17 protein-coding genes are annotated in these 21664 nt (G+C 64.4%); 3 read left to right on the top strand and 14 right to left on the bottom strand.

Translation table 11 applies throughout. The features are described from left to right. Positions 1-125: 125 nt before the first annotated feature. Genes LNV06_RS21530 through purE form a run of 4 tightly spaced genes read right to left on the bottom strand, consistent with a single transcriptional unit; the run spans position 126 to position 3775 of the window. Positions 126-1082: an esterase gene (locus tag LNV06_RS21530; protein WP_263540365.1), complete on the bottom strand. Its 957-nt coding sequence runs from the start codon at positions 1080-1082 to the stop codon at positions 126-128. A 35-nt stretch (positions 1083-1117) separates the two neighbouring features. Beyond that, entirely contained in the window at positions 1118-2092 is a 975-nt protein-coding gene (locus LNV06_RS21525) for an L-threonylcarbamoyladenylate synthase (RefSeq protein WP_263540364.1), read from the bottom strand. 16 nt (positions 2093-2108) lie between these two features. After that, complete coding sequence (locus tag LNV06_RS21520) at positions 2109-3278, bottom strand: 5-(carboxyamino)imidazole ribonucleotide synthase (protein WP_263540363.1); 1170 nt, start codon at positions 3276-3278, stop codon at positions 2109-2111. Further along, on the bottom strand, positions 3278-3775 hold the full coding sequence (gene purE, locus LNV06_RS21515; RefSeq protein ID WP_263540362.1) for a 5-(carboxyamino)imidazole ribonucleotide mutase: 498 nt from the start codon (positions 3773-3775) through the stop codon (positions 3278-3280). The genes LNV06_RS21520 and purE overlap by 1 nt, the downstream gene beginning before the upstream one ends. 120 nt (positions 3776-3895) lie before the next feature. Here purE and LNV06_RS21510 point away from each other — a divergent pair, with 120 nt between their 5' ends. Then, on the top strand, positions 3896-4855 hold the full coding sequence (locus LNV06_RS21510; RefSeq protein WP_263540361.1) for a tetratricopeptide repeat protein: 960 nt from the start codon (positions 3896-3898) through the stop codon (positions 4853-4855). A 472-nt stretch (positions 4856-5327) separates the two neighbouring features. Here the strand turns inward: LNV06_RS21510 and LNV06_RS21505 are convergent, their stop codons facing one another. From LNV06_RS21505 to guaD, 8 genes are all read right to left on the bottom strand, one after another. Then, positions 5328-6431, bottom strand: a complete 1104-nt coding sequence (locus LNV06_RS21505; protein WP_263540360.1) for a hypothetical protein — start codon at positions 6429-6431, stop codon at positions 5328-5330. Further along, entirely contained in the window at positions 6428-7327 is a 900-nt protein-coding gene (locus tag LNV06_RS21500; protein WP_263540359.1) for a phosphoribosylaminoimidazolesuccinocarboxamide synthase, read from the bottom strand. The genes LNV06_RS21505 and LNV06_RS21500 overlap by 4 nt, the downstream gene beginning before the upstream one ends. Positions 7328-7391: 64 nt before the next feature. After that, complete coding sequence (locus tag LNV06_RS21495; protein WP_263540358.1) at positions 7392-8495, bottom strand: adenosine deaminase; 1104 nt, start codon at positions 8493-8495, stop codon at positions 7392-7394. Between the two features lie 53 nt (positions 8496-8548). Next, entirely contained in the window at positions 8549-9697 is a 1149-nt protein-coding gene (locus LNV06_RS21490) for a BMP family ABC transporter substrate-binding protein (RefSeq protein ID WP_263540357.1), read from the bottom strand. 22 nt (positions 9698-9719) lie between these two features. Then, a complete protein-coding gene (locus LNV06_RS21485; RefSeq protein ID WP_263540356.1) occupies positions 9720-10640 on the bottom strand; it encodes an ABC transporter permease in 921 nt (306 codons plus the stop codon). 2 nt (positions 10641-10642) lie between these two features. Then, positions 10643-11728, bottom strand: a complete 1086-nt coding sequence (locus LNV06_RS21480) for an ABC transporter permease (RefSeq protein ID WP_263540355.1) — start codon at positions 11726-11728, stop codon at positions 10643-10645. Then, positions 11715-13283, bottom strand: coding sequence for an ABC transporter ATP-binding protein (locus LNV06_RS21475; RefSeq protein ID WP_263540354.1), 1569 nt, complete (start codon positions 13281-13283; stop codon positions 11715-11717). The genes LNV06_RS21480 and LNV06_RS21475 overlap by 14 nt, the downstream gene beginning before the upstream one ends. A gap of 140 nt (positions 13284-13423) precedes the next feature. Further along, positions 13424-14734, bottom strand: a complete 1311-nt coding sequence (guaD, locus tag LNV06_RS21470) for a guanine deaminase (RefSeq protein ID WP_263540353.1) — start codon at positions 14732-14734, stop codon at positions 13424-13426. Between the two features lie 74 nt (positions 14735-14808). Here guaD and xdhA point away from each other — a divergent pair, with 74 nt between their 5' ends. Next, positions 14809-16362, top strand: coding sequence for a xanthine dehydrogenase small subunit (gene xdhA / locus LNV06_RS21465; protein WP_263540352.1), 1554 nt, complete (start codon positions 14809-14811; stop codon positions 16360-16362). Beyond that, complete coding sequence (gene xdhB, locus LNV06_RS21460; protein ID WP_263540351.1) at positions 16359-18692, top strand: xanthine dehydrogenase molybdopterin binding subunit; 2334 nt, start codon at positions 16359-16361, stop codon at positions 18690-18692. The genes xdhA and xdhB overlap by 4 nt, the downstream gene beginning before the upstream one ends. 179 nt (positions 18693-18871) lie before the next feature. Here the strand turns inward: xdhB and LNV06_RS21455 are convergent, their stop codons facing one another. Both LNV06_RS21455 and LNV06_RS21450 read right to left on the bottom strand, forming a co-directional pair. Further along, entirely contained in the window at positions 18872-19354 is a 483-nt protein-coding gene (locus tag LNV06_RS21455; protein WP_263540350.1) for a GreA/GreB family elongation factor, read from the bottom strand. Positions 19355-19441: 87 nt separating this feature from the next. Continuing rightward, the gene (locus tag LNV06_RS21450; RefSeq protein ID WP_263540349.1) at positions 19442-21613 is read right to left on the bottom strand and encodes a TonB-dependent receptor plug domain-containing protein; all 2172 of its coding nucleotides are present in this window, start codon (positions 21611-21613) and stop codon (positions 19442-19444) included. Positions 21614-21664: the final 51 nt, after the last annotated feature.

Here is a 21664-nt window from a genome sequence, read left to right as displayed (position 1 = left end):
GAAGTGTAGCTTTGGGCCATGAAGCCCTGCGCCTTTGCTCAGAGCCAGCGCAGATGAAAAAGCCCGGCCGCTGAGCGACCGGGCCAAGTCAAGTGCATGCAGGGCGAGGCGCGCGATCAGCGCGATCAGAAGGGGTTGTTGTACACCCGGCTGTAAGCCATGATGCCGACCTGATTCTGAGCGTATGGGCTCAGTTGGCTATCCGTCGCCCACAAATAGTTCTTCCAGGCATCGCTGGTGGTCGCAGCCGTGGTCAAGGTCTTGGGGGTGCAGTCGGTGGCAGCTACCGTGGACAAACAAGCGGCATCGACCCAATTGCCAAATTGCTGAAACCTGACCCATTTTTGGGATTCGACTTCGGTATCCACCAAGCCAATGAATCGACCATCGTTGAGGATGGTGATGCGCATTTCAATATTGAAGGCATGGGTCAAGTCGCTGAGCAATTTAGCTCGGCCGGCGTTGAGCTTGTCATCCGCCAGCGCCCTGGGGCTCAGGCCCAAGTCCGGTACCGTCAGCAAAATCGTGCGGCCATTGGCATCGGCGAGGCGATTGACCTGGTTGCCCAATTCCACGCCCAAGGCTCGTGCTTCCGCCATCAGCGAGTCTTGCGACTGAGCAGGAAACTTGGCGTACAGCGCCCACAAGTCATTGGCACCCACCAACACGGACAACAGGTCCTTGGGGCCGATCGTGCCGACAGCCAGATGGGCGTCAATCTGCTTTTTGAAATCGACAATCTTGGCGCCTGCTTTGGCATACATGAGGCTGGTCGGCGAGGCCACTTTGTCGGGGTTGCACTCGGCAAACACCAAGCGATAGCTCGCAGCCAAATACTGAACCCAGTTCGGATTGGACTGACATTCCAGAGCACCTGTGGTGGCATTCAAGGCATTGATGCCATGCTTTTTGCCATCCGTGGTGACCACACTGGACTCATCACCAAAAGCGATCATGCGAGTGGGCGCAAAGGGCTCAATCTGCTGCGTACCGCCGCCGCAGCCGGCCAGAACGGCACTGATGGCCAAGGACAACAAACCCATCCGGCCCACTCGACCTGCTCCGCCTTGAATACGCTTCATGAACATTCCATCCCGAAAACTCAAACCCACAAACATCACTCAAAAGCCGCAGCGGCACGGGTCAGGCGATCCCTGACGCCGTCCCACTCGCGCGCCGGCGGCGGCGACTCCACCCAAATTTCACGTGCACCGGCCGCATCCAGATCACGCAGCACCGCAAACAACTGCTGCGCAGCGACCACGGCGTCCAGCGGCATGGGCTGCAAAATGCAGCCCGCAAAAGCCAAGGCCGTGCGGGAATATACCGCCAGCCCTTCAGGCAAGGCCCCAGACAGGCGCTGCTGCAATTGTTCGGTGCTGAGCAAGCGCACCGTGGCACGAGGCGCATAGTGGGCCGCCAAAGTGCCGGAGGCGCGCGGCGCGGCGGCGTCGGGCGCCAGCAAAGGCGAGCCGATGGCGGCTTCAATCTGCGCCGCCGTCAAAACACCTGGGCGCAGCAAAACCGCCTGGCCACGGCTGCAATCGACGATGCTGGACTCAATGCCCACCGCACAATCGCCGCCGTCCAAGACCAACAAATCGGCATCAAATTCATCGGCCACATGGGCCGCACGCGTCGGGCTGACGCGACCAAACCGATTCGCACTGGGCGCCGCAACGCCGCGCACGCCCTGCTGCCGCGCTGCGGCCAACAAGGCCCGCGCGACCGGGTGCGCCGGGCAACGCAGTCCGATGCTGGACTGGCCGCCGGCCGAGGCCGCGGCCACGCCTTCAGCGCGTGGCACGATCACCGTCATTGGCCCGGGCCAAAAGGCTTGCATCAAACGACGCGCCACCTCAGGCAAGTCGGCCGCAAAGTAGGCGGCATCCTCGGCATCCAGCACATGCACGATCAAAGGGTGATCGGCCGGCCGGCCCTTGGCCGCGAAGATCTTGGCCACAGCTGCGTCGTCATCGGCACGCGCACCCAGGCCATAGACCGTCTCGGTCGGCAGGGCCACCAATTCACCGGCGGCCAGCGCGCGCGCGGCCGTGGCGATGGCCTGAGGATCGTTGCCGTTCAAGAGCATGGTCAAAACCTTCTGCTCACCACTCGGTCGGCAGACCCAGCAGGGCCGCAGCTTGGCGCGCCAGAACTTCAGCCTGCTCGGCCGTGGCGGCGGTAATGTTCAGATGGCCCATCTTGCGGCCCACGCGGGCGCTGCTCTTGCCATACAGATGCAAATGCGTGCCCGGCAGGGCCAAGACCGCATCCCAGGGCGGCGTGCGCTCGACGCCTTGAGCGTCAAACCACAAGTCACCCAGGAGGTTCAACATCACGGTGGGCGAATGCAAACGCGGCTGGCGCAGCGGCAGGCCGGCCATGGCGCGCACCTGCAGATCAAACTGCGACACATCGCAGGCGTTCATCGTGTAATGCCCCGAGTTGTGCGGGCGCGGCGCCATTTCGTTGACGATCAGGCGGCCGTCTTGCAGCACAAAGAATTCGACGCAGAGCACGCCGACGTAATTCATCGAGGCCGCAATACGCGCGGCCGAAGCCAGGGCTTCGGTCTGCAAAGCCTCTGAGATGGCCGGCGCCGGCACCTGGGTGACGGCCAAGATGCCGTCGCGGTGCAGGTTTTGCTGCACCGGGAACTGCACGATCTCGCCTTGGGCATTGCGGGCGCTGATGACCGACAACTCCAGCGCCAGCGGAAGCATCTGCTCAAGCACGCAGTCGACTTGTTTCAACTCGGCCCAGGCTGCCACCAACTCTGCACGGCTGCGCACGCGGACTTGGCCCTTGCCGTCGTAGCCCATGCGGGTGGTTTTCAGAATGCCGGGCAGCAAGTCATCGCTGACGGCCTGCAGGGCCGCCTCGCTATGGATCACCGCATAGGGTGCGCAAGCCACGCCGCTGGCGGCGAAATGCGCCTTCTCGGCGGCGCGGTCCTGACAGATGGCCACGGCCGAACCGGCCGGCGCAACCACGCGGCTTTGCGCCAATTGCTCCAGCGCCTGCGCCGGCACGTTTTCAAATTCGGTGGTGATGGCCTCGCACTGCGCGCTCAATTGCTGCAGCCCGGCCTCATCCAGATAGCCGCTTTGCACATGGCCATGGGCGACCAAGCCGGCCGGGCTGTCGGCATCGGGGTCCAGCACCACGGTGCGGTAGCCCAGGCTTTGGGCGGCGTGAACAAACATGCGGCCGAGTTGGCCGCCACCCATCACGCCCAGCGTGGCTTCGCCCGGCAGCAAGGTCTTGCCTGCCATCAGACCAGGTCCTTGCTCATGGCGCGCGCCACTTCGGTTTGGCGGGCGCGGTAGGCTTGCAGCTTCTCGCGCAAAGCGGCGTCATGATTGGCCAACATGGCCACGGCAAACAGCGCCGCATTGCCGGCGCCAGCGGTGCCGATGGCAAAAGTGGCGACCGGAATGCCCTTGGGCATCTGGACGATGGAATGCAGTGAATCCACACCTTGCAAATGACGGCTGGCCACCGGCACGCCCAGCACCGGCACCACCGTTTTGGCGGCCAGCATGCCCGGCAAATGCGCGGCGCCGCCAGCGCCCGCGATGATGGCCTGCAGGCCACGACCGGCAGCGCTTTCCGCATAGGCGAACATATCGTCCGGCATGCGGTGAGCCGACACCACCTGGGTCTCATAGGCGATGCCGAACTCGGCGAGAATGTCGGCGGCATGCTTCATGGTTTCCCAGTCACTGCTGGAACCCATCACCACGCCAATCAGGGGAGTTGCTGTCTTCATGGAGGTGCCCGGCAGAATCTGCACGGCTCGCTTCGTCAAAGGCTGGAAAGCCTTGAATTGTAGGCGGCCAGGGCCACCTACCCCCGCTCACCCATTGTTGACCTCCAAGTTCGGCTCGCCATGATCGACATCACGCTACAAAACTTCGAATCTGAACTCATCACCGGCTCCATGCAGCAGCCGGTGCTGCTGGACATCTGGGCGCCCTGGTGCGGCCCCTGCCGTACGCTGGGCCCGATGCTGGAGAAGCTGGAAGAGGCCTACGCCGGTCGCTTCACCCTGGCCAAGCTCAACAGCGACGAAGTGCCCGAGATCGCCACCCAGCTGAGCCAGATGTTCGGCGTGCGCAGCATCCCGTTTTGCGTGATGTTCGTCGGCGGCCAGCCGGTCGACGGCTTCGTCGGCGCGGTGCCGGAGGCGCAGATCCGCGAGTTCCTGGACAAGCATGTGCCGCCCGGTGAGGTCTTGGCGGCCCAAGAAGATGTGGCCGAGGCCGAAGCCCTGCTGGCCGATGGCGATCTGGAATCGGCCCTGGGCAAGCTGCAACAAGCGCTGGAGAGCGACCCCGCCAACGAAGTTGCCCGCTTTGACTATGTGAAAGCCTTGCTGGAGTTAGGCCTGCTCTGCGAAGCTCAAGAGGCCTTTGCGCCGGTGGCCGCGAAGGCGGCCGACACCATCACCCCGCATGCACGCTTTGCCGCGCTGGCGCATTGGCTGACAGCCTGCGAGCGGGCCGCAGCCGGCATCGACGCCCCCGCCCTGCAGGCTGCGATTGAAAGCAAGAAGCGCGACTTCGACGCCCGTTTCGCCCTGGCGCAAGGCCTGATGGCCGAGCAGCGCTTCACCGATGCCATGGACGCGCTGCTGGAAATCATCATGCGCGACAAGAGCTGGAACAACGAGCTGGCACGCAAGACCTATGTGGCCATCTTGGAACTGCTGAGCAAGCCCGCGCCAAAACCGGCGGCCACCGAAGCCAAGGCCAAGGGTGCACTGGAATTGGCCGGTCAGGCCGTGGCCGTGGCACGCGATCCGCTGCTGGACCAGTACCGCCGCAAACTCAGCATGGCGCTGAACTGACGCCGTACATCTAGGCGAGCCAGAGACTCTTTGGCTGGCGAAGACCTTGCGCTATCAGCAGCGTCCATGTCTTGCCACTCGACTCGCCGACATGAACGGCAGCGATGCATCCGGAACGGTCCTTCGTTTGGACGGAGATCAGGATGCTTGGGGGCTCTGCGCCGCTCCTGTCCCCCGCCCCGGGCTCGCACCCGGGTCTCCTCCTTAACCTCGCATCGCAGAACCCCCAAGCGTCCTGATCCACCACGGCCGTGCTCCCTCGACGCGGACGCACATCGGTGGAACTGCCGAGTGGCGTCGGGGGTGTGATTCCGCGAGGTAAAGGAGGAGCCGGCGCCTGAAAGGCGACGGCGGGGGACAGGAGCGGAATTGCGCCCCCGGCGGCGCTCGGCATCCGGCCCATGCAAAAGACTCCGCTTCGGGCACGAAGTCGCCACAGCAGATGAAAGCCTCGACAGCCGCAGTCGAAGCTTCAAACTGGACGCAAAGCCACGGCTTGCAGCGCCTGCGCCCAATGCTGCTGCTCGGCGCTGAATTCGCGCCACAAAGTTTGAGCCAGACCGGCCTGTCGAGCCGCCTGGCTCTCATGACCCAAAGCGCCGTAAACCTGGGCCAAGCGGCTGTGCGAGATGGCGCGGTCGTCCACATCGCAATGTTGATGCGATTCCAGCTCAGCCTCCTGGGCTTGCAGCAGCGCGCGCTCGGTCTGCCCCAGATGCACCCGACACCAAGCCATATCGGCCAAGAGGCTGCCACTCAAACGCGCCAAACCCGCTGACACCGTCTGCGGCAAATGGGCTTCATACAAAGCCAGCGCCTGGGCAAACTCGCCCTCCACCACCAAGATCTGCGCCCGCAACACCGGCGTCAAATCTGGCTTGACCGAGCCGCCCACGGCGGCGTCGTAATGCTTGATGGAGTCCGCCCCCAAGAGCAAGCCCTGCCCTTGGCCATTGGCATCCGACCAGACCGCCTCGCGGCGCAGCTGGGCGGCGCGCATCTCCGCCATGTTGTACATCAGTGCCGAGATGGAGGCGTCGTCACCATCGGCTTGCGCATGCGCGCGCGCCTTGGCATACCAGAGCTTGGCCGATTCCTGCTGGGCCGCAAAATCAAAAGCCAGGCCCATCACGGTGCACAAGCGGTAGCGGGCGGCGTGATCCTGAACACCAGCCACCTGATCGCAGGCTTGTGCATGGCTGAGCATGGCGTCCAGTTCGTGCTGAACATAGGCCAGCTGCGCCAGCCAGGCCGAGCACAAAGCGTCCAGTGACTTCAGCCCCGCACCCGAGGCAATCATTCGCGCATGCGAGATCTTCTCTTTGGCGGCGCTGCTGAAGTCGGTGTAGTAACTCATCAAGCCCTCGGCAAAATGCAGCCAAGCGCCCAGCTCCGGATGAGGGTGCTGGAAGGACTGCAAATGCAGGGCGGTGAGTTGCTCGCGAGCTGCGGCCATTTGCCCATGACGGGCCAGCAGCAGCGCTTTTTGAGCTTTCAATACCGCTGGCTGGGTCGGCCCGGTCGCCGCTGCGATTTCGGCATCCAGCCGTTTCAGCAGGCGACTCTTGATGCTCATGACAGAGTCAAGCGCTGCAAAGCCTCACGGTATTTGGCGGCGGTCTTTTCGATCACTTCGGCCGGCAAGGCGGGCGCCGGCGCGGTCTTGCCCCAGGGCTTGCCATCCACCTGGGCCTGCTCCAGCCAGTCGCGCACAAACTGCTTGTCATAGCTGGGCGGGTTGATGCCGACGGCATAGCTTTCCACCGGCCAGTAGCGCGAAGAGTCGGGGGTCAGCACCTCGTCCATCAGCGTCAAGGTGCCATCGGCGTCGAGGCCGAATTCAAACTTGGTGTCGGCAATGATGATGCCCTTGGTCAGCGCAAAGTCGGCGGCACGCTTGTAGAGCTGAATGGAGATATCGCGCACGCGGGTCGCCAGATCCAGGCCGATGATCTCGACCATGCGATCGAAAGAGATGTTCTCGTCGTGGTCGCCCATCTCGGCCTTGGTGGCCGGGGTGAAGATGGGCTCAGGCAGCTTGGAGGCGTTTTGCAGGCCGGCCGGCAATTGCACGCCGCAGACTTGACCATTGCGCTGGTACTCGGCCCAACCACTGCCGGCCAAATAGCCGCGCACCACCGCTTCCACCGGCAGCGGCTTCAGGCGCTTGACCAGCATGGAGCGGTCCTTGACCTGGGCTTTTTCGGCCTCGCTGACGACCGACAGCGGGTCATCGCCGGTCAGGTGATTCGGAACGATGCCGGTCAGCTTGTCGAACCAGAACAAAGCCATTTGCGTCAGCAAGGCACCCTTGCCCGGGATCGGCTCGCCCATGATGACGTCGAAGGCCGAGAGGCGATCGCTGGCAATCATCAGGATGCGGTCCTCACCCACGGCGTAGTTTTCACGCACCTTGCCACGGGCAATCAGGGGCAAAGAGGTCAGCGAGGAGTTCAGCAGTGCAGCGGTCATAGCAAGGTAGTCCCAAGAAGGAGGGCGAATTTTAGGCGGGAATCATGCGGCGGAGCGCCGCGCCTCAGCCCGCGTGCGGCAAACCGGCGGCTGCTTCTAGAAAAAGCACATCAATCTGGCGATAGCGCTGCTGGCGGCTGGGCTCATCCAGATCAAAGCAAGCTTCAAAGCTATGGCGCAGCAAAGCATAGGCGTGACGCGCGTTCAGGCCGGGGTCAGCCTCAAAACAGCGCAGGTAGTTGTCGTTCAAATAGCCGCCAAAGTAAGCGGGGTCATCGGAATTGACCATGGCACACAAGCCCAGATCCAACATACGCCGCAAGGGATGCTCGGCCAGAGACGGCACCACGCAGAGCTTGAGGTTGGAGAGTGGGCAAACCGTCAGCGGCATGCGTTCATCCGCCAGTCTTTGCACCAGGGCGGGGTCTTCCAGGCAGCGCACGCCGTGGTCGATGCGCTTGGCCTGCAGCGCGTCCAACGCGCCATAGATATAGGCCGGCGGGCCTTCCTCGCCGGCATGGGCGACGCAATGCAGGCCCAAGTCACGGGCGCGCGCAAAGACGCGGGCAAAGCGCTCGGGCGGGTTGTCCTGCTCGGCGCTGTCCAGCCCCACGCCGATAAAGTACTCACGCCAAGGCAAGGCCGCCTCCAGCGTGGCCAGCGCGTCTTTCTCACTCAGATGACGCAAAAAGCACAGGATCAGGCTCGCATTGAGGCCCAACTCAGCCTGCGCCCGCTGGCAGGCCCGGTGCAGGCCCAAGATCACCGCCTGCATGGGCACGCCACGGCTGGTGTGCGTTTGCGGGTCGAAAAACACTTCGGCGTGCACCACACCATCGGCCGCGGCACGCTCAAAGTAAGCCCAAGCCAGATCGAAGAAGTCATCCTCCGTCAGCAAGACGCCGGCGCCGGCGTAGTACACATCCAGAAAACTCTGCAGATCGGTGAAGGCATAGGCGGCTCGCAAGGCCTCGACCGAGGGATAACCGAGCTTGACCCCATTGCGCTGCGCCAGCTTGAAGATCAGCTCCGGCTCCAGCGTGCCCTCGATGTGCAGATGCAGTTCCGCCTTGGGCGCGCGGCGCAACAGATCCAGCAAGACCGGCCGAGGGATGGCTTCGAAGTTCAATGCGCCCGTATCGCGGGTTTCATGCTGGCTTTTGTCCATCGTTGCGCCCTCGGCTCAGGGGTCAGGTCTTGCTCGGCCTCATGGCCTCAGCTTCACTTCGAGTTCGGCAATTTGCTCTCCACACCCTTGATGTAGAAATTGATGCCAGAGAGGAATTTATCGTCCGCCACCTCGTCCTTCTTCAGCAGCTCCTTGCCGTCCTGGCCGACGATGGGGCCCTTCCAGATGGCGAAGCTGCCGTCCTTCAGGCCGGCCTTGATCTTGTCGATTTGGGCTCGGGTCTCAGCCGGCACCGATTCAGCCACCGACACCATATCGATGGCGCCCTCTTTCACGCCCCACCAGGCGTGTTTGCCGGCACCAGCGACCCACTTGCCGTCCAGCGCCTCACGCACGGCGGCAATGTAGTACGGCGCCCAGTTGATCACCGCCGAGCCCAGGTGGGCCTTGGGGCCATAGGCGGTCATGTCGGAGTCCCAGCCGAAAGCGTATTTGCCGTTCTTCTCGGCGGTTTGCAGCACCGCGCTGGAGTCGGTGTTTTGCATCAGGACATCGGCGCCGCCGTTGATCAGGGTCTGCGCGGCTTCGGTTTCTTGTGGGGGGTCAAACCATTTGTTCACCCACACCACCTTCACCACCACCTTGGGGTTGATGCTTTGCGCACCCAGGGTGAAGCTGTTGATATTACGGATCACTTCGGGGATTGGGATGGAACCCACCACGCCCAGGGTGCCGCTCTTGCTCATCTTGCCGGCGATCAAGCCAGCCATATAAGCACCTTCATAGGTGCGCGAGTCATAGGTGCGCTGATTGGCCGCCTGCTTGTAGCCGGTGGCGTGCTCGAACTTCACATCCGCATGATCCGCCGCCACTTTGAGCATGGACTCGCCATAGCCAAAAGTGGTGCCGAAGATCAGCTTGTTGCCGGTGCTGACCATGTCGCGGAAGACGCGCTCGGCATCGGCCGCTTCAGGCACTTTCTCGACGAAGCTGGTGACGACCTTGTCACCGAACTCTTTCTCCACCGCCTTGCGGGCATTGTCATGGGCGAAGGTCCAGCCGCCATCGCCCACCGGGCCGACATAGGCAAAGGCAATCTTCAGCGGCTCGGCCTTGGCGGGCGCGCTGCTGGCCGCAGGTGCCGCGGCCTCCTCGGTCTTTTTGCCGCAGCCCACCAAGCCCGCCGCGGCGGCCACCGCGGTCAAGGACGCCAGTTTCAACAGAAGATGTCGCTTGTTCATAGACTTTCTCTCCATTCAAGAATCATGAGCCAGGGAAGAAGGGTTTGCCCAGCGAGGCCGGCATATTGGCGCGAATGAAAGCCGCCTTGCTGGAGATGAGCACCAAGACCACGATGGTGGCCAAATAGGGCAGCATGCTGAGGAACTGACTGGGAATCTGCACGCCCTGCCCCTGCAGATGGAACTGCAACATGGTGACAAAGCCGAACAGATAGGCGCCGAGCAGAATACGCGCCGGCCGCCAGGTGGCAAAAGTGGTCAAGGCCAGCGCGATCCAGCCCTTGCCGGCAATCATGCCCTCGACCCACAGCGGCGTATAGATCACCGACACATAAGCCCCGGCCAGGCCACACAAGGCGCCGCCGGCCACCACCGCCGCCAAGCGAATCTTGCGCACCGGATAACCCAGCGCATGAGCGGACTCCGGCGACTCGCCCACCGCCCGCAGCACTAGGCCGGCACGCGAGCGATACAAGAACCAAGCCAACAAGGCGGTCAGCGCAATCGCGCCGTAGACCAGCGGATGATGCTTGAAGAAAGCCGGGCCGACAAAAGGCAGATCGGTCAGCCAGGGCAGCTCATAACTGCTGCGCGGGCTCAGCTTCTCTTGGGTGTAGCGCAGGCCGACAAAGGCCGAGAAGCCCGCGCCAAACAGGCTCAGCGCCAGACCGGCCGCATATTGATTGGTGTTGAGCCAGATCACCAACAGGCCGAACAAGGCCGACAAAAGCGCGCCAGCCGCCATGCCGGCCATAAAAGCCAAGGTGTCGCTGCCGGTGTGCACGGCGGTGGCAAAGCCGGCGACGGCCGCCACCAGCATCAGGCCTTCCGCACCCAGGTTGACAATGCCAGCGCGCTCATTGATCAAGAGCCCCAAGGCCGCCAGCGCCAGCAAGGTGCCGGCATTCATCGAGGCCGCAATCAGCGGTGCAATGCTGTCCATGCTCAGACCTCTCTGGCTGCAGCCGCGGGCGTGGCAATGCGCCGCAAGCGGTAGTGAATCAAGGTGTCGCAGGCCAGGAGCGAGAACAGCAGCAAGCCCTGGAACACCCCGGTGATGGACTTGGGAAGCCCTAAGCGCGACTGCGCCAACTCACCGCCGATGTAGAACATGCTCATCAGAATCGAAGACAAGACGATGCCCAGCGGATGCAAGCGCCCGACAAAGGCCACGATGATGGCCGCAAAGCCGTAGCCGGCCGGCACATATGGCGTCAGCTGCCCAAGCGGCCCGGCCACTTCCAACGCGCCCGCCAAGCCGGCCATGGCGCCCGAGAGCAAGAGCGCCGTCCACAAAGCCCGCTCCGACGAAAACCCGGCATAGCGCGCCGCCGCCGGCGCGAGCCCGCCGACTTGCAGCGAAAAGCCCAGGTAGGAGCGAAACAGCAAGACCCAGCAAGCCAGGGCCGAGCCCAGCGCGATCAAAACGCCGATGTTCAGCCGCGAACCGTCAAACAGCCGAGGGATTTTGGTCACCGGCAAAAAGCTGATGCTTTGCGGAAAGTTAAAACCAGCCGGGTCCTTCCAGGGGCCGTAGACCAGATAGGCCAAGAGCAGATCGGCCACATAGACCAGCATCAGGCTGACCAAAATCTCATTGGCATTGAAGCGCGCCCGCAGCAGCGCGGTGATGCCGGCCCAGGCCATGCCACCCAGCACACCGGCGGCCAAAATGGCAGGCACCATCACGGCCGCCGAGCTGCCCGCATCGGCCTGCATGGCCACCCAGCCTGCGGCCAGCGCGCCGACGATGAACTGCCCTTCGGCCCCGATATTCCAGACATTGGCGCGGAAGCAAACAGCCAAACCGAGCGCAATCAAGAGCAGCGGCGTGGCCTTCAGGCCCAACTCGCTCCAGGCCTGCGGGCTGCGAATCGGCTCCCAGAAAAACATCTGCAAGCCGCGCAGCGGGTCTTTGTCCAGCAACAGGAACAAGCCCAGTCCCAGCGCCACCGTCACCACCAGCGCCAGCAGCGGCGACGCCAGACCCATCAGACGCGAGGGTTGCGGACGCGGCTCAAGCTTGAACATCGGCCATTCCTTCTGCACTGTGGGTCGGTGCGGCGCTCGACGAGGTCTGCCACAGGCCACTCATCCACTCGCCAATCAAAGACCGGCTGGCCTCGCTTACCGAGACCGAGGGTGACAAGCGGCCTTGCGCCATCACCACCAGGCGATCACTGATCTCAAACAATTCGTCCAACTCCTCACTCAGCACCAGCACCGCGCAACCGGCCGCGCTGAGTTGCAACAACTCGGCGCGGATCTGCGCCGCCGCGCCCACATCCACACCCCAAGTCGGCTGGGCAATGATCAGCACCTTGGGGCCGGCATCGATCTCGCGGCCGACGATGAATTTCTGCAAATTGCCGCCCGAGAGGCTGCGCGCTGCCGCACCGGCGCCCCCGGCGCGCACCTGAAAGCGCGCGATCAAACGCTCGGCCAGATGCTGAACCCGGCGCTGATGCATCCAGCCGAAAGGCCCGAGCGAGCCTTGCGGGCCGCGCTCGGTGCGGGTCAGCAAGGTGTTTTGCGCCAGCGACAAGCTGGGCACCGCGCCGCGCCCGAGACGCTCTTCCGGCACAAAGTGCAGGCCCAGCTTGCGCCGCCGGCTCGGGCCGCTGCGCGCGATGTCTTGCCCAAACAGCTGCACCACGCCGGCCTGGGCGCGCCGGTCCTCGCCGCTGAGCGCGGCCAGCAACTCTTGCTGACCATTGCCCGAGACACCGGCCACGCCGACGATCTCGCCGCCATGCAGGTCCAGATCGATATCGACCAAGGTCGTGCCAAAGGGCTGGGCCTTGGCCAGGCTGAGGCGGCGCAGGCTCAGCGCCAGCGGGCCGGGCCGGCGCGGCTGGCGTTGCACCGCCGGCGGCTCGGCGCCAATCATCAGGCGCGAGAGTTCGCTGCTGCTTTGGGTGCGCGGGTCCACCTCGCCGCTGACCCGCCCGCTGCGCAAGACGGTGCAGTGATCGCAGAGCGCACGGATCTCATCGAGCTTGTGGCTGATATACAAAATCGAGCAGCCCTGCGCCGCCAACTGGCGCAGGGTGACAAAAAGCTTGTCCACCGCGCGCGGCGTTAGCACCGAGGTGGGTTCGTCCAAGATCAGCAGCTTGGGCTCGGTCATCAAGGCGCGCAGGATCTCGACGCGCTGGCGCTCACCCACCGAGAGGCTGTGCACCGGCCGCTGCGGGTCGACCTCCAGACCATAGGTTTGGGCCAACTCCTCAATGCGACGACTCACCTCGGCCAAGGCCATGCTTTTGTCCAGACCCAGCCAGACGTTCTCGGCCGCGGTCAGCGTGTCAAACAGCGAGAAATGCTGATAGACCATGCTGATGCCCAAGGCGCGAGCCTGAGCCGGCGATCTAATCGTGACCGGCTGGCCCATCCACTGCATGCGGCCGGCATCGGGCTGCACTGCGCCGTAAATGATCTTCATCAACGTGGACTTGCCGGCGCCGTTCTCGCCCAGCACCGCATGGATCTGGCCCGGGGTGACCGTCAGATCGATGGCGTCATTGGCCCGCACCGCGGGGTATTGCTTGCTGATGCCGAAAAGTTGCAGGCGGGCTGGGCTCATGAAGAAGGAAAGAAGGCAGGCGACAAGTTCAAACGCAAGTATCCGGGCAAATCCGCCTGGGCCCTAGCGCTGCGGATCGATGCAGAGGCAGGGCAAACCCGGCAAGCTAGGCAAAAAGCAGGGCAAAACCCAGGGCAAACTCAGGCTGAGTGCTTGCACACCCCAGCCACATAGGCGGCGCGCAGATTGCGGTCATCGGCCAAGCTCATCCAGGCAAACACCCGTTCATGCAGGCCGCGTACCACCGCGTCGCGCGCCTCGGCGACCGGGCCGCGTGCCCAATCCCAAACGCAAACATCAGCCAGGGTGCCCACGCCGAAATGGCCGATCTCAGCGCCCAGGCCCAAGGCCTCGGCGGCACCGCGGGTGGCGGCATGCAAGCCGGCCCAGGCCGTCAGGCGCTGGCCGGCCATGGCCTGCACCTTGTAGGCATCCAGCAGCGTGCGCTGCATGGACAAGCTGGTGCCGCCGCCCACATCGCTGGCCACCGACACCTGCACCTGCCCGGCCCGCGCCGCCGGCCAATCAAACAAGCCGCTGCCCAGGAAGAGGTTGGACGAAGGGCTGAAGGCGACCTGCGCGCCGCTGCCGGCCAGCACACGCCGGTCTTCATCATCCAGCCAGATGCCATGGGCCAGTACCGAGCGCGGGTGCAAGAGGCCCTCCCGGGCATACACATCCAGATAGCTGCGCGCCTGCGGGAACAGCTCGCTGACCCAGCGCACCTCCTCGCGGTTCTCGGCCACATGGGTTTGCATATAGAGCGTGGTGTCGGCCCGGCAAAGCGCGCCGGCCATGGCCAGTTGCTCCGGCGTGCTGGTGGGCGCAAAGCGCGGCGTGACCGCATAACTGAGGCGGCCTACACCATGCCAGCGCGAGATCAGGTCCACGCAGTCGCGCTCGGCCTGGGCCACGCTGAGGTCCAACAAGGCGGCCGGGGCGTGGCGATCCATCAGCACCTTGCCGGTGATCAGGCGCATGCCGCGCTGCTGCGCGGCCTCGAACAAGGCCTCGACCGAAACCTTGTGGACGGTGGGGAAGACCACCGCCGCCGTCGTGCCATGGGCCAGCAAGGCGTCCAAGAAGCGCGCCGCGCCGGCCTGCGCCACGGCGGGGTCGGCATAGCGGCATTCGGCCGGAAAGGTGTAGGTGTTGAGCCAGTCCAGCAGCTCGGCGCCGTAAGAGGCGATCACATCGAGCTGCGGGCAATGCACATGGGTGTCGATGAAGCCGGGCAGGATCAGGCGACCTTGGTGATCGATCTTGTTCCACTGCTGATCCGGCTCTTGCGCCTGCGTGCCCTGGATGCGCCCCTGCTCATCGATCAGCAACCAATGGTCAGGCTGGAAGCGCACCGCGCCACCGCCCTCCAAGTCGCCCCAGACAGGGCTGGCGGTGAAGTCGAGCAAGTCGCCGCGCAGGGCGATTTTCTGTGGCGTTGAAGTGGACAAGGCAGCGTTTTCAAAAGAGGCGGGACAGGATCGTATATCGTCAAGGGCCCAGCAGCTTGGTGAGTTTGGTTTCGATGAGCATGCAGCAGCGTCCGATCCGTTTTTTCCAGCAGGGCCAGATTCGGTCCGTCCAAGGTCTGCCGACCACGACCACGCTACTCAGCTATCTGCGTGAACACCAGGCCGAGCAGGCCTGCACCGGCACCAAAGAAGGCTGCGCCGAAGGCGACTGTGGCGCTTGCACCGTCTTGCTGGGCGAGTTGGATCAGCAAGGCCAACTGCGCCTGCGCAATGTCAACGCCTGCACCCAGCTGCTGCCCACGCTGGACGGCCAGGTCCTGTGGACGGTCGAAGACCTGGGCTCGGCCGCCGAGCCCAGCCCGGTGCAGCAGGCCATGATCGACTGCCACGGCTCGCAGTGCGGCTTTTGCACCCCCGGCTTTGTGATGACGCTGCAAGCTTGTTATGAGCGCCATCAGGAGGCGGGCAGCCAGCCCACACGCCAAGAACTGGCCGATGACTTGGCCGGCAATCTGTGCCGCTGCACCGGCTACCGCCCGATTCTGGACGCCGGCGAGCGCATGTTCGCCCTGCCAGCCCAGACCATTGATCGCGCGCCCATCGTCGCGGCTTTGCGCCAATTGCAGGCCGATGCAGCCCTGCATTACGCAGCCGCGAACCCAGCCTATGCAGGCCGCGTGGACGCCTTTGATGCGCCGCGCACCGTGGCCGATTTGGCGTCGCTTTGCGAGGCCAAATCGCAAGCCCGGCTGCTGGCCGGGGCCACCGACATTGGCCTGTGGCTGAACAAGCAGTTCCGCGATGTAGGCGACCTGATTTTTGTGGGCGCTGTAGCTGAGTTGCGGCAGATTCGCGCGCAAGACTTCCAGGGCCAGCCGGGCCTGTGGATAGGCGCCGCCGCTTCGCTGGAAGAGGCTTGGTCGGCGCTGGCCGCGGCGGTGCCGGCCCTGCGCGAACTGTGGCTGCGCTTTGCCTCACCGCCGGTTCGCCTGGCCGGCACCCTGGGCGGCAATATCGCCAATGGCTCACCGATTGGCGACGGCGCGCCCGCGCTGATCGCCCTGGGCGCCGAGATCGTCTTGCGTCGCGGTGCCCAGCAGCGCCGCATGAAGCTGGAAGACTTCTACCTCGGCTATATGCAAAACGCCCGCCAGCCGGGCGAGTTTGTCGAGGCCTTGCACCTGCCGCTGCCTGGCCCGGACTGGCGCCTCGGCGCCTACAAGGTGGCCAAACGCTACGACAGCGATATCTCCGCCGTCTGCGCCGTGTTGGCGCTACAACTGGAGCCCGGCAGCCAGCGCGTGCTGCAAGCGCGCCTGGCTTATGGCGGCATGGCGGCGGTGGTGAAACGCGCAGCACTTGCCGAAGCGGCCTTGCTGGGCCAGGCCTGGGATGAGACGGCGCTGCAAGCGGCGCAGTCCGCCTTGAGCCAGGACTTCACGCCCCTGAGCGACGCTCGCGCCAGCAGCGGCTACCGATTGCAGGTGGCGCAAAACCTGCTGCGCCGGCTCTGGCTGGAAACACGCGCCGAGCAGCCACTGGCGGCGAGTGAGTTGAGCGTCTGGCAGGCCATCAGCTTTGATAGCCGCAGGGGGAGCGCAGCATGAAGGCGCCCCAACTCCAAAGCGCGGGCGGCAGCGTCGGCCACAGCCACTCGCATGAATCCGCCGCGCTGCACGTCAGCGGCGAAGCGACTTACACCGACGACATCCCCGAGTTGCAAGGCACGCTGCATGCGGCCCTGGGCTTGTCGCCGGTGGCGCATGGGCGCTTGCTGTCCATCGACCTGGCGCTCTTGCGCGCCCAGCCGGGCGTAGTGGCGGTGCTGACTGCGGCCGACATCCCCGGCGAAAACAACTGTGGGCCGCTGGTCCATGATGACCCGATTCTTGCCGGCGAGACTTTGAGTTATCTGGGCCAGCCGGTTTTTGCTGTCATTGCCAGCAGCCGCGAGCTGGCGCGTCGTGCCGCTGCCCTGGCCAAGACGGCTTTGCAAATTGAAGCCCTGCCCGCCGTGCTGACGGCCAAAGACGCCCATGCCCAAGGCCACTATGTGCTGCCGCCCATGCATCTGAGCCGGGGCGATGCGGCGGCCGCCCTGGCAGCGGCGCCCTTGCGGCTCAACGGCGAGTGGTCGGTAGGCGGGCAAGAGCAGTTCTATCTGGAAGGGCAGATCAGCTACGCCGTTCCGCAGGAGAGCCAAGGCCTCTTGGTGCATTGCTCTACCCAACACCCCAGTGAGATGCAGCAACTGCTGGCCCATGCCTTGGGTTGGGCCTCGCATCAGGTGCAGGTGCAATGCCGGCGCATGGGCGGCGGCTTTGGCGGCAAGGAGTCGCAGTCGGCCCTGTTCGCCTGCGTGGCCGCCCTCGCTGCCACAAAGCTGCGCCGCCCGGTCAAGCTGCGCCTGGACCGCGATGACGACTTCATGATCACCGGCCGGCGCCACGGTTTTGACTACCGCTGGGATGTGGGCTTTGACGAGCAAGGCCGCATCCTCGGCGCCGAGGTGGATCTGATCTCCAACTGCGGTCATTCAGCCGATTTGTCGGCGCCGGTGATGGCGCGGGCGCTCTGCCATTTTGACAATGCCTACTTCCTGCCGCATGTGGCACTGCACGGCTTTTGCGCCCGCACCCACACGCAGAGCAACACCGCGTTTCGCGGCTTTGGCGGGCCGCAAGGAGCGCTGGCCATCGAGATGATTCTGGACGCGGTGGCGCGCCGCTTGCAGCGTGACCCGCTGCAGGTGCGGCTGAGCAATCTCTACACCGATGAAGACGGCCGCAATATCACGCCCTACGGCCAACAAGTTGAAGACAACATCCTGGCTCCGCTGATCGATCGCCTGCAGGCCAGCAGCGACTACGCTCAGCGCCGCCAAGCGGTGAGCAACTTCAACGCTCGCAGCCCGGTCTTGAAAAAAGGCCTGGCGCTGACGCCGTTGAAATTCGGCATCAGCTTCAATGTGGTGCACCTGAACCAGGCCGGCGCGCTGGTGCACGTTTACACCGACGGTTCGGTGTTGGTGAACCACGGCGGCACCGAGATGGGCCAGGGCCTGAACACCAAGGTGGCGCAAGTGGTGGCGCATGAGCTGGGACTCAGCCTGGCCCGCGTGCGCTGCAGCGCCACCGACACCCAAAAGGTCGCCAACACCTCGGCCACGGCCGCTTCCACCGGCAGCGACCTGAATGGCAAGGCTGCGCAAGACGCTGCCGCGCGCATCAAGGCCCGGCTGGCCGCGCTGGCGGCGCAGCTGTGGCAGTGCTCGGCAGCTGAGGTGGTTTTTGCGGACGAGAGGGTCAGCGCCGGCGCTCAATCGATGAGTTTTGCCGAGCTGGTGCACAAAGCCTATATGCAGCGGGTGCAGCTCTGGAGCGAGGGCTTTTACGCCACGCCTGGCCTGCACTGGGATCGCAGCAAGCTGCAGGGCAAGCCGTTTTATTACTTCGCTTGCGGCGCCGCCGTTTCCGAAGTCTTGGTCGACACGCTCACCGGCGAAAGCCGCGTCATCCGCGCCGACGTTTTGCACGACGTGGGCCGCTCGCTGAACCCGGCGCTGGACATCGGCCAGATCGAGGGCGCTTTTGTGCAGGGCATGGGCTGGCTGACGATGGAAGAACTGGTCTGGCACCCCAGCAGCGGCGCCCTGCTCACCCACGCGCCCAGCACCTACAAAATCCCTACGGCGAACGACAGCCCGCCAGACTTCCGCGTGGCCTTGTACGACCAGCCGAATGCAGCCGACAGCATCCATCGCTCCAAAGCGGTGGGCGAGCCGCCGCTGCTCTTGCCGATCTCGGTGCTGCTGGCCATCAAGGACGCTGTCGCCGCGACCGGCCCAGCCGCTTGCGACCCCGATCTGCGCGCCCCGGCCACGGCCGAATCGGTCTTGCGGGCGCTGCATTCGGTGCAAGGCTTGGCTGCGCTTTGACCTCAAGGGGTCCGGGGCTGATGGGTCTTGCATAAACGCTGAGCGCGGGCCTGAGGGCCTGACGCGTGGGACACGGCAGCCCGGGTGGTTGCTGGGCTGATCGCGTGGCGTTCGCCCCTGAAGGGACGACGGCCTTGCCCTGATGACAGTTTGGGGCCGGCGCCGAACTCGCGGGCGGCTCAATGAACCCGCTGCACCTCAAACTGCTGTCGGTTTTGAGCTAGCTGAATCGACACCTCATCGCCCTCGCATTTGCCCAGCATGGCCCTGCCCAAGGGGGCTTCGCAGCTGATGACTTGAACGGACTGCTCGCCGCTGAGCAACTTCATGCTGCCCCCAGCCGGACCGAGAAAGAGCTGATGCTGCTGCTCGTCGGCGTCCACCAGGCAGACCAGCGCGCCGAGCTGAATGCCTTTGCTGGCGTCGTAAGGGAGGGGTCGGAACTGGCGCCAATGGGCTATCGCCTGACGGATGGCTTCGGCGCGGCGGGCTTGGCCGGTCGCCAAGTAGGCAGCTTCGAGGCCCAAGGTGTCGTATTTGTTTTCGGCGATGTTTTCTTCGTGCGTCGCCGTCTCATGGGCCGCCCGCGCTGCCTGCTCAACTTGCTGCAAGTCGTCGGCGAGCCGTTCCAGCACCTGCTGCTGCAGCAAGAATTTATCCATGATCAAAAGCAAGCATCTCAAGAAGCGACGGGGAGAGGCGGGGAGAGGCGGCATTATGAAGGTGCGCCCGCCCCACCCCAAGCTCGGTCAGAGACTGCGCTCCCACAGGAGGCGCGCGTTCACACCGCTTTGCAGCCGCTCTTCCAGGCGATGGTCCAGTCCCTCGGCCAGCACGCGGCGAGTGCTGACTCGGTCGGGATGCAATAGATTGCTGAAGGAAAGCCGCCATGCGCTTTGCTTGTCTTGCTTCCACAAGGCATAGACATCCAAAACCCGGGTGGAGGACAAGCTCGCCCAGCGACCTTCGGCCAAGCGCTGGGTGGCGCCGCGGCTCAAGCTCAGATTGCCGCCCCAGCTGAAGCTGCCGCTCAGGGCCTCCAGCGGGGGCGCCGCCAGACGGTGGTCAAAGCCCAGATTCAGGCTCATCGGAATCTGCTGAGCCAGGCGGTTGTCTGTCCCCGGCACCGCCAGCACCCGTGAGCGATGCATCGCCCAGTTGCCACGCAGCTCCAAGGCAGGCGTGCCCGCTTTGAGCAGCTCTGGCAAGCTCAGGCGGGCTTCCAACTCCAGGCCCTCGACCCAGGCCGCGCCCTGGTTGCTGCGGCGCTCCACCCAATGCTTGTTCTGAAAAATCAGCTCGCTGACGATGACTTGCTCGATGCGCTTCAGATAAGCGCTGGCGCTCAGCAGGCTGGACTTGCTCAGCGGGTGCGTCCAGCTGGCATCCATGCCCCAGGCCAGCTCCGGCAGCAAGTCCGGATTGCCTTGCAGGTCAGGCGTGGTCGGGCTGTTGTTGTTGGCGACAAAGCGGCGCGGCGTCAGCTCGCGCGGCGTGGGCGCTTTGTAGCTGCGCGCCAGCCCTAAGCGCAGCTGATCCTTGCTGTCCGGCAGGCGCCAAAGCAACTGCATCACCGGGCTGAACACACCAGAGCGCTTGGCCACGCTGTCAAACACATTGCCTGAGCTGACCGTGTGCAAGCCCTCCCAGCGCAGACCCAGCGTGGTTTGCCAGGCTTGGCTGAGATCGATCTCGTCTTGCACAAAGAAAGCCAGGCGGCGAATCCGCGCGTCATAGACCTCGTCGAGATTCTCCACCGGCAAGCCGCCGGGCAAAGGCTGTTCGCGCTGCAGGCGGTCTTCGCTGCGGCGGTTTTCTTCCAGGTCAAAGCCGGTGCTCAGGCTGTGCGCTTCACCCAAGCCGCGGCGATGCCGGCCGGACATGCTCCAACCCTGATCGATGGCCAGCGAGTCCACATGCGCATCGCGAATCCACCGCCCGCTGAAGTCATAACCCTCGAATTGCGCGTCTGAATCACGCTGCAAGCGGGTGTAGCCGAGCTTGAGCTCCGACTTGGCTCCGTCCGCCTCATTGAGCGTCCAGTTCAGGCGGCTGCGCAGCTGCAGGCCGCGGATATTGATGTCCAGGTCGTTGTGCGCTTGCTCGGGTTTTTCTCCCACCAGGCTCTGGCGATCATCCACCGCCCCACCCCTGGAGCGCGAAACGCGCAGCAAATGGTCAGTACTGATGGTTTGCTGAGGCGAGAGCAGCCAAGTTGCGCGCGGGCTCAAAGTCATGCGCTGGCTGCGGTCGTACTCCAGTTTTTCGGTGCGATAGGCTTGCTGCACTTGGCCCTGGGAATCCAGCGCCTGCTGATCCAGCTTCATCGGCCAGCGCTGTTGCTCATGAGCCAGCCCCAGACCTAGGCCCCAAGAGAGGGCACCGTCCCGGTCGCCCAGATTCAAATCCAATGTGGCACTGGGCCGTTGCAGCTGCGAACTCAGGCCCAATTTCAGGTCGCGCTGTGCTTGTCCAACACTTGCTTTGCTGCTGCGCCGCGTGACGATATTGATGCTGCCCGCAATCGCCTGGCTGCTTTGCTCCACGCTGGCGCTGCGCGAGACCTCGATGCGCTCGATCAATTCAGGCGACAGGCTCTCCAGCGAGAAGCCCGGCGGCACCGGTTCGCCATTGAGCAAGATTTGCGTGTAGCCCCCACCCAAGCCCGACATGCGGATCTCCACACCCCGCGGCCCTTGCTCATGCACGCTGACGCCCGGCACGCGCCGCAAGGCATCGCTCAGCCGGGTGTCGCCCTGACGCAGCAACTCTTCGCGGCTGAGCACCTGCAGAGCGCCCACCGAGGCTCGCCGGGCGTTCAGCGCCTGAGCCGCGCCTTCCGCTTGCACCTCCACGCGCTGCAGCTTGGCCGGTGGCTCGGCCCCTTGCGCCACGACTTGCGCCACCGCCTTTGTTGGCATCAGAAAAATCGCGAAGCCGAACGCCGCCATACCCACCTGCAAGGACGATGC

Source organism: Paucibacter sp. Y2R2-4, from assembly GCF_025717535.1.
Classification (GTDB): domain Bacteria; phylum Pseudomonadota; class Gammaproteobacteria; order Burkholderiales; family Burkholderiaceae_C; genus Paucibacter_A.
Note: the sequence above shows the minus strand (reverse complement) of the source record. Positions and strands in the feature narration are given on the sequence as shown.

Bases quoted from the DNA above. Each gene is read 5' to 3' on its own strand.
- LNV06_RS21450 (WP_263540349.1), bottom strand. From the start codon at position 21,613: ATGCCAACAAAGGCGGTGGCGCAAGTCGTGGCGCAAGGGGCCGAGCCA.
- LNV06_RS21485 (WP_263540356.1), bottom strand. From the start codon at position 10,640: ATGGACAGCATTGCACCGCTGATTGCGGCCTCGATGAATGCCGGCACC.
- purE (WP_263540362.1), bottom strand. From the start codon at position 3,775: ATGAAGACAGCAACTCCCCTGATTGGCGTGGTGATGGGTTCCAGCAGT.
- xdhB (WP_263540351.1), top strand. From the start codon at position 16,359: ATGAAGGCGCCCCAACTCCAAAGCGCGGGCGGCAGCGTCGGCCACAGC.
- LNV06_RS21455 (WP_263540350.1), bottom strand. From the start codon at position 19,354: ATGGATAAATTCTTGCTGCAGCAGCAGGTGCTGGAACGGCTCGCCGAC.
- LNV06_RS21520 (WP_263540363.1), bottom strand. From the start codon at position 3,278: ATGGCAGGCAAGACCTTGCTGCCGGGCGAAGCCACGCTGGGCGTGATG.
- LNV06_RS21480 (WP_263540355.1), bottom strand. From the start codon at position 11,728: ATGTTCAAGCTTGAGCCGCGTCCGCAACCCTCGCGTCTGATGGGTCTG.
- LNV06_RS21530 (WP_263540365.1), bottom strand. From the start codon at position 1,082: ATGAAGCGTATTCAAGGCGGAGCAGGTCGAGTGGGCCGGATGGGTTTG.
- LNV06_RS21525 (WP_263540364.1), bottom strand. From the start codon at position 2,092: ATGCTCTTGAACGGCAACGATCCTCAGGCCATCGCCACGGCCGCGCGC.
- xdhA (WP_263540352.1), top strand. From the start codon at position 14,809: ATGAGCATGCAGCAGCGTCCGATCCGTTTTTTCCAGCAGGGCCAGATT.
- LNV06_RS21510 (WP_263540361.1), top strand. From the start codon at position 3,896: ATGATCGACATCACGCTACAAAACTTCGAATCTGAACTCATCACCGGC.
- LNV06_RS21495 (WP_263540358.1), bottom strand. From the start codon at position 8,495: ATGGACAAAAGCCAGCATGAAACCCGCGATACGGGCGCATTGAACTTC.
- LNV06_RS21500 (WP_263540359.1), bottom strand. From the start codon at position 7,327: ATGACCGCTGCACTGCTGAACTCCTCGCTGACCTCTTTGCCCCTGATT.
- LNV06_RS21505 (WP_263540360.1), bottom strand. From the start codon at position 6,431: ATGAGCATCAAGAGTCGCCTGCTGAAACGGCTGGATGCCGAAATCGCA.
- LNV06_RS21490 (WP_263540357.1), bottom strand. From the start codon at position 9,697: ATGAACAAGCGACATCTTCTGTTGAAACTGGCGTCCTTGACCGCGGTG.
- LNV06_RS21475 (WP_263540354.1), bottom strand. From the start codon at position 13,283: ATGAGCCCAGCCCGCCTGCAACTTTTCGGCATCAGCAAGCAATACCCC.